Here is an 11,436-nt window from a genome sequence, read left to right as displayed (position 1 = left end):
CTGCAGAACCTTCTCGCAACCGCCAACGTCACCATCTCGACCGGCAGCGGCGGTTCGCAGGCCGGCGACATCACCATTGCCGCGCCGATCAGCTGGAACACCAACACGCTGACGCTCAGCGCCTTTCATTCCATCGTCTTCAATGCGAACGCCACGATCGGCGGCGTCGGCGGGTTGACGCTGGTCACCAACAATGGCGGCACCGGGGGCACGATTTCCTATGCCTTGGGTGCATCGGCGACCTTCACCGGCACGCCGGGAGCGCAGGCGCTGTCGATCGACGGCCAGAGCTACACGCTGATCTACGATGTCAACGGCCTGCAGGCGATCAACAGCGGCCTGACCGAACGGTATGCGCTGGCCAACAACATCGAGGCCAGTTCCACCTACTATTGGAACAACCTGCTCGGTTTCACCGCGCTGGGCACCGACGGCAACACCAACATCCAGAATGGCGGCAACGGCTTTACCGGCACCTTCGACGGTCTCGGCCATATCATCAACCAGATCTGGGTGCGGCAGATTCCGGCCAACTATGTCGGGCTGTTCGGCTATGTCGGCAGCACCGGCGTGGTGCGCAATGTCGGACTGGTCGACGCCTATATCAGTGGTTCGTACAACACCGGCGCAATTGCCGGCTTTAGCAAGGGTACGATATCGGGGGTTTGGGCAAGCGGCTATCTCGAAGGTGTCGCTGCCGTCGGCGGTCTCGTCGGACGCAATGAGGGCACGATCACCGGTTCGTTTTCGACGAACGCGGTGCGAGGACACGATGGCAGCCAGATCGGAGGCATTGCCGGTTTCAACAGCAGCACGATCAGCCAGGTCCATGCCAGTGGTTCGGTTGTCGGTGGCGACAACATCGGCGGCCTGGTCGGGTTCAATGTCGGCGCCATCAGCGACGGCTATTCCACAGGCGCCGTGCTTGGACTTCTGGGCGCTACCGGCGTTGGCGGCAGCGTCGGCTTTTCCTGGGGCACGGTCACCAATGTCTATTTCGACACCACCACGTCAGGAACGACGACGGGCGTTGCCGGCCAAGGCGCTGCAGGCGTCACCAGCACCGGCCTGACCACGGCACAGCTGCAGGGCGGCGGCGCCACCAGCTTGAGCTCCGCTTTCGTCGGCGGAACCGGCGGTCTCTACCCGTATCTGAACAGTTTCTATCCAAACGGCATCCAGGCGATCTCCGGCATCGCCTACAAGGATGGCGGCATCACACCGCTCTCGTCGGCCACGCGACAGCCCTACTATGCAAAAAATCCCGGTTGGGTCACCGGCGTCTCGAACGGTGTCGACATCGGCACGGTGACCACGGGCGTCAACGGTTACTACTACATCGCCGTGCCGACCGGCTGGATATCGGACAGCGTGCTGGCCTACACCGTTCGCGATTCGCATCCGGACGACAGTTCCGGGGCTCAGAACGGCGTGACATTTCGCACCGGGCTTGCGGGCGGGAATGTCTCCAACCTGAACGTCTATGGCAACTGGCGTCTCGACGAGGCGGACAGTTCGATCACGTCTCTTTCGGCGCTGCAGGACGCCGCTGCAGCGACTGTCGGATCGACCTATGTCGGCAGCCTGTCCTTCGCCAACTGGCAGATCGAAACGGCGGCCACCACCTTCGCGATCGACCGGGCGGTGTCGATCGGCGCCGGCACGCTAGCGCTGTCGTCGAACGGCACGGTCACGCAGACGCACGGGCTGGCGGCGGCATCGCTGCTGCTCGGCGGCGCCGGCGACTTCAACTTGAACAATGGCGGCAACCAGATCGGCACGATCGCGGCCAATGCGGGATCCGTCAGTCTGTTCGACCTGGGTGGCTTTGTCGTCGGCGGCGTCATCAATGCGCGCGGCGTGGTCACGGCTGGTGCCACCACGACCGGCCAGGTCAAGCTTCAGACGACGGGCGACCTGACGATGGCGGTCGGCGCCAAGGTCAGCGGAATCGATCCGGTGCTGTCAGCCATGGGCAGGTTCGTCAACAACCGCGGCAGCGACGCTGTCACCGCAACCAGTGGCCGCTGGCTGATCTATGCGGCAAACCCAACCGGAAACACATTCGGCAATCTCGACAGCGGCAACACGGCGGTCTGGAACACGACGGCCGGCGCCACGGTGAGCGCGACCGGCAACCGCTACGTCTTTAACTATCAGCCGACGCTGACCTTGAAGTCCGAAAATGCGGCCAAGACTTATGGCGATACCGCCATGCCGGCACTGACCTATACGGTGTCGGGCTATCAGGCGGGCGTCACCAATGCCTATCTCGGCGACGCTGCCGCCAATACATTTGGCGGCGCGCCGTCGCTCTCCACCGCCACGCTGTCAGGCAACGAACAAGTCGGCAGCGGGCCCTATGCGATCAGCATCAGCACCGGCAACGTCGCTGCCTCGAACGGCTACGCCCTTGCCTTCAACAGCGCCGGCCTGCTCTCCATCGCCAAGCGTGCGGTGACGGTGATAGCGACATCAGGGCAGGGCAAGACCTATGGCGATGTCGATCCGTCATCCTACGCCTACAGCGTTTCGAGCCTGGGCACCGGCGTGGCGTTGGTCGGCACACTCGGCCGTGATGTCGGCGAGAATGCCGACATGTACGCCATCGGCCAGGGCACGCTGACCAACGGCAACAATTCAAACTATGACATCACCTATGTCGGAGCCGATTTCACCATCGGCAAAAGGGCGGTGACAGTCACCGCCAGCGCCGCCCAGGGCAAGACGTATGGCGATGGCGATCCATCGTCCTATGGCTATACCGTTTCAAATCTCGGCAGCGGCGCATCGCTGCTTGGCGCACTCGATCGCGTGACCGGCGAGAATGCCGGCACCTATGCCATCGGCCAAGGCAATCTCGGCGTGTCGAACGCCAATTACGCCATCACTTATGTCGGCGCCAACTTCACCATCGACAAACGGGCGGTGACCGTTACTGCCAATGCGGGCCTGGGCAAGACCTACGGCAATGCCGATCCATTGTCCTATGGCTACGCCGTTACCGATCTCGGCACCGGCGTCGCCCTTGTCGGCGCTCTCGGTCGGTCAGCCGGCGAGGGCGTCGGAACCTATGCGATCGGCCGCGGCAGCCTCACCGATGCCGCCAATGCGAATTACGACATCAGCTATGTTGGCGCCGGGTTCAGCATCGGCAAACGCGCCGTCACGGTCACGGCGGATAGCGGCTTGAGCAAGACCTATGGTGACAGCGATCCGCTGTCCTACGGCTACACTGTCTCGGATCTGGGCACTGGAACGGCACTTGTCGGCGCACTGGATCGTGCTGCCGGTGAGAATGCCGGCAGCCATGCGATTGGCCGCGGCACGCTCACTGATGCCGCCAACGGCAATTACGACATCAACTATGTCGGCGCGAACTTCAGCATCGGCAAGCGGGCGATCACCGTCACGGCCAATGCCGGTCAAGGCAAGATCTACGGCGACAGCAATCCCTCGTCATTCGGCTACAGCGTTTCGGATCTTGGTAGCGGAGCGCTGCTGGTCGGTGCTCTCGACCGCGCGGCCGGCGAGACTGTCGGCAATTATGCGATCGGCCAGGGCACGCTGACCAACGCTGAGAATAGCAATTATGCCATCAGCTATGTCGGTGCCGGTTTCAGTATTGGCAAGCGTGCAGTAACGGTGACGGCGAATGCCGGCCAGGGCAAATCCTATGGCGATGCCGACCCGTCATCCCTAGGCTATACCGTCTCCGATCTCGGTAGTGGCGCGGCGTTGACCGGTGCTCTCGATCGCGCCGCTGGTGAGACTGTCGGCGGCTATGCAATGGGGCAAGGCGGCATCACCAACGCCGCGAACTCAAACTATGACATCAGCTATGTCGGCGCGGACTTCAGCATCGGCAAGCGGGCCATCACCGTGGTTGCGGATGCGCAGAGCCGGCCACAAGGGACGGCCAATCCGCCACTCACCTACACGGTCGGCGGCTTGGGGCTGGTCAACGGCGACATGTTCGCGGGCGGCCTTTCGACCGAAGCCACCACTGCAAGCATGCCCGGCATTTACGCCATCGAGCAAGGCAGCCTGACCATCTCGGCCAATTACGAGTTGACCTATGTCGGCGCGGACCTGGTGGTGCAGCCTGCCAACGCGGTGCCGCCAACCGAAGCCGCCAGCGTCGTCGTCCACAATGCCGACATGCATGGCGGCGGTCAGCCGCCCCCTATCTTCTTTGCCGGCCAGCCCTCCGATGGCGGGACGCAGACGCTGGTCGAGGATCCGCGCCTGAACGGTCCCGCCCTCTGCCAGGGCATCGGAGACATCGCGTCCGTCTGCACTGTCGCGTCGGTTCAGTAGGCGTTTGCCCCCCATCTCGTATCGGAAAAGCCGGAGCCCCGACAATCGCCGGAGGCGCCGTGCGATCATTGTCAGTCTGCGTCAGCCGTTTGGATAGTAGCCGCCATCGGCGCCGTCGCCGATGTAGAAGCCGCCGCCTGAATCGTCTTGCAGTCGCTGATCCAAGTTCTCAATCTGGCTGAGCAAACCTTGGTATGCGCCGCCGTCAGTGGCCGAGCGATGGATGCTGTCGGCCCTCATCATCAGATCGTGCTCCTGCTCAGGGGTGATCGCCTTGGCCTCCCTTGCCTCGACGATCCCTTGCTTGACGCCCTGCAACTGGTCCAGGACGGCTCTAGCCTCGACAGACATGCGCTGCGGTTCGACCCTGTGGCGGTGTACCGCGTAAGCACTCGATAGCGGCACGGCCGCCAGTAGCGATGCGATTGCTATGATCCTTGGTGTGACATTGCGCATGGTCGCGCCTCCCTTCAACGGGAAAGCGGTGTGGATATCGCTTTCCGGACACGGGCAATCTCCTCCGTCGCGTCGCGGTGATCCTGTCATCGCCGGCGGTTCGTGGCCCGCAATATCCATATAGAGGCGTTCCAATCCCTGGGCTGGCAAGGAACGGAAAGTTGACAGATTGTGATCGCGGAGAGACCCGGCATGTCGTGCTGCCACAGCCCGGCAGCGGGCGTGCTGGCTACATGCGCATCAGCAGGCCGCCATCGACGGCAAGTTCGATGCCGGTGATGTAGCTCGCCGCGTCGGAGAGCAGGAACAGGGCCGCGTTGGCCATGTCCTGCGGCGTGCCGATGCGGCCGAGCGGCGCGTAACTCGCCACGGCCGAACGCTTCTCCTCGGTGTCCCAGCGCGCCTGCAGCGGGGTCAGCGCCATGCCGGGACAGATGGCGTTGGAGCGGATGCGTTCGCCGGCCAACTGCATGGCCAGCGATTTGGACAGCGCGCAGACGCCGGCCTTGGATGCCTGGTAGGCGTCCTGCGGGTTGGCGTCGCCGCGATACCACTGGATGGTCGAGAAATGCACCATGGCGCCGCCGCGTCCGCCCGCGCGCATGTGGGGTACGACCGAGCGCGCCGTGTGTACGAAGGATTTCAAATTGATGTTGAACACCTCGTCCCAGACGTCGAGATCCATCTCGAGGGCCGATTTGTCGCGGCCGAACCACAGCACGCCGGCGACATTGGCGAGATAGTCGATGCCACCGCGCTCGCGGCCCGCCGTGCCGATCGTCTGTTCGACAAAGGCGGCGTCGGTGAGATCGCCCTGCGCGAAGGCGAGCCTGTCGTCATAGGCGGCGAGGGACGCAGGACGCTGCTTGACGTCGATGGCAGTGACAGAGGCACCGGCATCGAGCAGCGCCAGCGTGATCGCCTCGCCCATGCCGCCGCCTGCGCCGGCCACGACCGCATGCCTGCCGGTGAAATCGTAAGCGATCATCTGAACCCCTCGTCTGTTCCTGCCAAAATGCAGATCGAAGGGACAATAGGGGCGGACCAAAATTCCATCAAGCGGTATTAGAAAAAATTTGCCAAAATGGAAAATAGCGATATCGTACCCCAAATGACCTCTCAGCTCGGATGGATTTCAACAGCATGAACCTGCATTCCGGCGCGCGGACCTTTTCCGTGATTTCTCCCGTCGACGGCTCGACCTATACGACGCGCTCTTATGCCGACGGTTCCACCATCGAGGCAGCGCTCACCCGCGCGCGTGCCGCCCTGCCGTCCTGGCGGCGGACGCCGCTGGCCGACAGACTGGCGATCCTGCTGCGCTTTGGTGAGGAGATGAAGGCGCGGGCAACGCCGCTGGCCGAGATGGTGGCCTGGCAGATCGGCCGGCCGCTATGGCAGGCCGACGAGACGCCTCGCCTGGCGCTGGTCGGACAATTGCTTGCCGACATCGCACCGGAAACCCTGGCCAATGTGCCGTATCCTTCGGATGACAACATCCGCCGCTATGCCAAGCCGGTGGCGGGCGGCCTGCATCTGTCGATCTGCGCCTGGAACTATCCCACCGCCATGCTCGGCTATCTCGTGACGTCGCCGCTCGCGGCCGGCAATGTGGTGATCTTCAAGCATTCGCCGCAGACGCCGCTGATTGCCGAACTGGCGGAAGAGGCCTTCCGTGCCGCCGGCGGCCCCGAGGGCGTCTTCCAGAGCTTGCATCTCGACCATGCCGATGCCGAGAAGCTGATTGCGTCCGGCGCCTTCAACGCGGTGAATTTCATCGGTTCGGTCAATGGCGGCCGGAGCGTCCATGCCGCCGCCGCCGGCACCTTCACACAGGTGCATCTCGAACTCGGCGGCAAGGATCCGACCTATATCCGCGCCGATGCCGATCTCGAAGCCACGATCCCGCAGATCGCCGAGGGCACCTATTCCAATGCCGGCCAGTCCTGCTGTTCGGTCGAGCGCATCTATGTCGACCAGGCGATCCATGACCGCTTCGTCGAAGCGCTGGTTGCCGAAACGGCGAAATGGACCATCGGCCATCCCATCGGCGAAAAGCCGATGGTCGGCCCGGTGGTGCGGGCGAGTGCCGCCGACACGATCCGCGATCTCGCCGAACAGGCGGTCCGGGCAGGAGCCCGGCGCCTGATGCCGCGAGACGGAACGCTCAAGGCCTCTGGTCTTGGCGCCGCCTATGTCGCGCCGGAAGTGCTGGTGGGTGTCGATCACAGCATGCGGATCATGCGCGACGAACTGTTCGGGCCGGTGGCCTGCATCCAGTCCGTCGGCAGCGATGACGAGGCGATCGGCCTGATGAACGACAGCGATTTCGGCCTCAGCGCCTCGATCTGGACCACAGATATCGAGCGCGGCGTGGCGCTGCTCGACGAGGTCGAGGCCGGTACCGTCTATCTCAATCGCTGCGACCACGCCGACCTGCATCTACCCTGGGGCGGCATCAAGAATTCCGGCCTCGGCCGCACCAATGGCCGCGCCGGCCTGGCGGAGGCGACAGCGGCCAAGGCCTATCATGTCCGCTCCGTCATCGGCTGATCCGGAGGACGGCCCGGTGAGCGCCGCGAGCCTTGCAGAGCTTGATGAGAGAGCAGTCGCCGCGCTGGCCGCCGCCAGTGTCGAGCGGCTGCGGATCGAGGCGGCGAGCCCCTATCTGCTGATCGCCGAACATGCGGGCAATCTGGTGCCCGCGCCATGGCATGACCTTGGCCTCGCAGCACCCTATCTCGGCACGCATTTCGCCGTCGACATCGGCATCGATGCCTTGACGCGCCGGCTGTCGCAGACATTGCGGGCGCCGGCCGTGGTCGCGCATTATTCGCGGCTGTTCCTCGACTACAACCGGCCTGCCGGCGAATGGGACTTCATGCGCCCGGATCTCGGCGGCATTCCGGTGCCTGGCAATCTCGCGCCCGATGCAGTCGATGTCAGGCTGCGCAAGATGATCGCCTGGGCGCCGGTCGAACAGGCTGTTATCGACGCCGCGGCTGGCCGGCAGGCGCTGATCTCGGTGCATTCCTTCACCCCGGTGATGGGCGGCGTCAGGCGCAATGTCGACATCGGCGTCCTGTGGCGGGAGCAGTCCCCCTTCGTCACCTCGGTGTTGAAAACGCTTGGCGCGCGGGGCGCCGAGGCCGGGTTGAGGATCGGCGACAACGAGCCGTATGACTGGCGTCAGGCAGTTGGCTACACGCTGAACCGGCACGGGTTGGAGCAGGGCAGGCCTTGCCTTTATCTCGAAGTCCGCAACGACCTGCTTTCCGATCCGGAAACATTCGAGCTCGTCAGCCGCACGCTAGAAACCGTATTTGCCACCGTTGCGATGTCGTTATGGCCGAAACCAGCCGTAGCCGTCTAAAGGCTGGACGCCCCCGAGGCGCGCCGCTAGAGCTTGTCGAATTGGAAACACGACAGCCAAGGGCGCGGGTGATGCAGGGCAATGTGGGTAGCAAGATCCGCGATGCGCGCAAGGAGCGGAACATCACGCTGCGCGATCTCAGCGAACGCTCCGGCCTTTCGGTTTCGCAATTGTCGAAACTGGAGAACGGCAAAGCCCGGCTGACGGTCGACGTCGCACTGATGATCGCCGGCGTGCTGCATGTGCCGGTGGCCTCCTTCCTGTTCAGCCCGAAGCCGGGCATGCAGGCGCGGCGCTCGATCACGCGCGCCGGCAGCGGCATCCTGCACCAGGGCAACGCAATGGAATTCGAGGTCCTGTGCAGCGATTTTCGCGACAAGACCAACATTTTCTGGCGTGTCACGCTGCGCGCGAAGAGTTTTGAGGAGAACGGTGGCTGGCGCAGCCATTCGGGCGAGGAGTTCATCCACGTGCTGAGCGGCAGCCTGGAACTGCACACGATCCATTATGATCCAACCGTGCTGCAGCCGGGCGACAGCATCCTGTTCGATGGCGAAATGCAGCACGCCTATATCGCGCTGGGCGAAGAGCAGGTGATCATGCTGATGTCGAACACAGTGCCGCGCGACGGGCTGCCGGCCGGCGCCGGGGTCTGATCCCGGCCTGACTGGAATCCGGGCCCGAAAGTTTGGGGCCTCTCAAGAATATTTTCTAAAATGGAAAAAAATACTTGTTATGGAAAAGTCCGGGGTCTAGCATCCTGTTCACCGGCCGACAGGAGAAATAGCCATCGGCCGGATGGGAGATGGAACCGATGCTGTCGGTTGAGGCAGTCAGCAAGACCTTTGGCGGCGTGCAGGCGTTGCGCAGTGCCTCGCTGGCCTGCGAGGCCGGCGAAATCCTCGGCCTGATCGGCCCCAATGGCGCCGGCAAATCCACTCTGGTCAACGCCATCTCCGGCGTGCTCAAGCCGGACACCGGCAGTGTGAGGCTGGCGGGCAAGGAGATCACCGGCCACGGTCCTGAGCATTGCGCGCGGGCCGGCGTCGCGCGTACGTTCCAGACCATCCGGCTGTTCAAGGATTTGACCGTCCGGCAGAATGTCGAGGTCGCCCATATCACCTGCCAGGCGGTTCGGCCGGAAGCGGCGGCACGCATCGGCGTCGATCAACTGCTTGCGCAATATCAGCTGGATGGCTTCGCCGACGTTCCGGCCGGCACGCTGTCCTATGGCAGCCAGCGTCGGCTCGAAATCGCCCGCGCGCTGGCGTTGGGCCCATCGTTGCTGCTGCTCGACGAGCCGGCGGCCGGCCTCAACGAAGGCGAGTCCGAGACATTGGCGGTAGCGATCGAGGGCATTCGCAGGGATGTCGGCTGCGCGACCATCGTCATCGATCACGATTTGCGATTCATCAACCGGCTTTGCGACCGGCTCTGCGTCATGGATCAGGGCCAGGTGATCGCGTCCGGGCAAACCGAAGCGGTGTGGCGCGATCCGCGCGTCATCGAGGTTTATGTCGGGCAGTCCGAGACATCGTGACGGCGCCCTAAGCGCCAACAACAAGGGAGAAGGAGGGGTCAAATGGAGAAGATGATTTTGGGGGCCGCGGTCGTGGCGGCGGGGCTTTTGCAGGTGACGCATGCCGGTGCCGCCGATCTGAAGATCGGGCTCGCGGTGGCAATGACCGGCACCTACGCACCCTACAGCGAGGCCGAAGGGGCGCGCTGCATGGCCGACAAATTGAACAAGGCCGCAGGCGCCGGCGATCCCAAGGTCGAGCTGATGATCGAGGACAACCGCTCCGATCCGCAGCTTTCGGTGTCGCTCGGCCAGAAATTCCTCGATGCCGGCGCCCAGGTCATCACCGGCGTGCCGTTCCCGGATGCGCTGATCCCGACAGCGCAGATCGCCGCGCCCTATGGTGCCACTGTATTCTCGGCGCCGAACACGCAGCTTGAGATGCAGCAGGCCGGCCTCGACAATTTCATTGCCGGCGCGGTGCCGGATCCGATCAATGCGGCAGCGACCGCCAATGCGCTCTACGGCAAGGGCGCGCGTACCGTGGCGCTGATGGTCTCGCCCGATGCAGGCTCTTATTCCGAAAAGCTGCCGGAATGGTTCGGCGAGGTGTTCGAGCATCTCGGCGGCAAGGTCGTCTCCAAGCTCAACTATTCCTGGGGCACATCAGACTGGTCGCCGCAGATCGCTAGCATCAAGGCGTTGCCGCAGAAGCCGGACGCCATCCACATCTGCGGCGTGCTGCCCGATGTCGGCATTTTCATCCGCCAGCTGCGCGCCAATGGCTATGACGGTTGGGTGGCCGGCTGCGATGCCTTCGACGACAAGTCGCTGGAAGGCACCGTGGGTGATCCGGCATCGCTGGAGAAGGTGATGTTCGCCACCCATGGCGCGACCGGCGTCGACAGCCCGATCGACAAGTTCCTGGCCCAGTGCAAGGCCGACGGCTACAAGATCAACGGCATCTTCGACGCGCTTGGCGCCGACATGGTGCAGATCAGCTACGAGGCGGCGAAGAAGTCCGGCACGGTCGAGCCCGCCGCCTTGCGCGAGGCGATCCGCGCGCCGGGCGGCTATCCCGGCACCACGGCGCCGGTCATATCCTTCGCCGAGAAGAAGGGTTATCCGGTCAAGGCCGTGCCGGTGATGGGGTTTGCGAACGGCAAGCGGGTGCTGATCACCGACACGCCGCCGACCTTCGTTCCGGCGCTGAACTGACGGGCAGCGAGCGATGACGGATCGAGACTTCGGTGCAGACCTCGTCGTGCTGAGCGTCGACAATCTGGTCGTCCGCTACGGCGCGGTGAGCGCGGTGCGCGACCTCAGCTTGAAGGTCGGGCGGGGCGAACTCGTCGCCCTGCTCGGCCCCAACGGCGCCGGCAAGAGCTCGACCATCAACGCGCTGACCGGCCTGGTCACGCCGGTTTCCGGCCGCGTCGTTCTCGACGGCCAGGACATTTCGCGTGTCCGCACCGAGGACCGCATTCGCGCCGGCCTGACCTCCACCCCCGAAGGCCGGCACATCTTCGCCAATCTGACGGTCGGCGAGAACCTTCGGCTTGGCGCGGCGATACGGCGCGATCCCAAGGGCGTGCGCCAGGACATCGAGCGCTTCCTGGCCTTGTTTCCGGTGCTTTCCGAACGCTACGGGCAGGCGGCCGGCACGCTATCGGGTGGCGAGCAGCAGATGTTGGCCATCGCCAGATCGCTGATGTCGCGGCCGAAGCTTTTGCTGCTCGACGAGCCGTCGCTGGGACTGGCGCCGAAG

Annotated in this window: 9 protein-coding genes; 7 read left to right on the top strand and 2 right to left on the bottom strand. The window is 64.0% G+C overall.

Annotated features, from left to right (window positions below; translation table 11 throughout):
• On the top strand, window positions 1-4,320 hold a 4,320-nt coding region (locus EN984_RS37605), incomplete at its 5' end, for an MBG domain-containing protein (protein WP_281057264.1).
• Window positions 4,321-4,401: 81 nt separating this feature from the next.
• On the opposite strand, the gene EN984_RS07605 is transcribed toward EN984_RS37605, so the two are convergent.
• Entirely contained in the window at window positions 4,402-4,776 is a 375-nt protein-coding gene (locus tag EN984_RS07605; protein ID WP_127270038.1) for a hypothetical protein, read from the bottom strand.
• Window positions 4,777-5,005: 229 nt separating this feature from the next.
• A complete protein-coding gene (locus EN984_RS07600; protein WP_127270039.1) occupies window positions 5,006-5,764 on the bottom strand; it encodes an SDR family oxidoreductase in 759 nt (252 codons plus the stop codon).
• 155 nt (window positions 5,765-5,919) lie between these two features.
• Between EN984_RS07600 and EN984_RS07595 the strand changes: the two genes are divergently transcribed.
• From EN984_RS07595 to EN984_RS07570, 6 genes are all read left to right on the top strand, one after another.
• Window positions 5,920-7,329: an aldehyde dehydrogenase family protein gene (locus EN984_RS07595; protein ID WP_127272457.1), complete on the top strand. Its 1,410-nt coding sequence runs from the start codon at window positions 5,920-5,922 to the stop codon at window positions 7,327-7,329.
• Between the two features lie 16 nt (window positions 7,330-7,345).
• Window positions 7,346-8,149 (top strand): N-formylglutamate amidohydrolase, encoded by an 804-nt coding sequence (locus EN984_RS07590; RefSeq protein ID WP_164748798.1) that lies wholly within the window; start codon window positions 7,346-7,348, stop codon window positions 8,147-8,149.
• A gap of 71 nt (window positions 8,150-8,220) precedes the next feature.
• Window positions 8,221-8,805, top strand: coding sequence for an XRE family transcriptional regulator (locus tag EN984_RS07585; RefSeq protein WP_127269568.1), 585 nt, complete (start codon window positions 8,221-8,223; stop codon window positions 8,803-8,805).
• Window positions 8,806-8,963: 158 nt separating this feature from the next.
• On the top strand, window positions 8,964-9,689 hold the full coding sequence (locus EN984_RS07580; protein WP_127269567.1) for an ABC transporter ATP-binding protein: 726 nt from the start codon (window positions 8,964-8,966) through the stop codon (window positions 9,687-9,689).
• A gap of 42 nt (window positions 9,690-9,731) precedes the next feature.
• Window positions 9,732-10,886, top strand: coding sequence for an ABC transporter substrate-binding protein (locus EN984_RS07575; protein ID WP_127269566.1), 1,155 nt, complete (start codon window positions 9,732-9,734; stop codon window positions 10,884-10,886).
• A 13-nt stretch (window positions 10,887-10,899) separates the two neighbouring features.
• The coding region (locus EN984_RS07570; RefSeq protein WP_245480041.1) for an ABC transporter ATP-binding protein at window positions 10,900-11,436 on the top strand (537 nt) is incomplete at its 3' end.

The organism is Mesorhizobium sp. M7A.F.Ca.CA.004.12.1.1 (assembly GCF_003997835.1).
Taxonomy (GTDB): Bacteria; Pseudomonadota; Alphaproteobacteria; order Rhizobiales; family Rhizobiaceae; genus Mesorhizobium.
The sequence above is the reverse complement of the archived record's forward strand: the minus strand, read 5'-3'. Positions and strand labels throughout refer to the sequence as shown.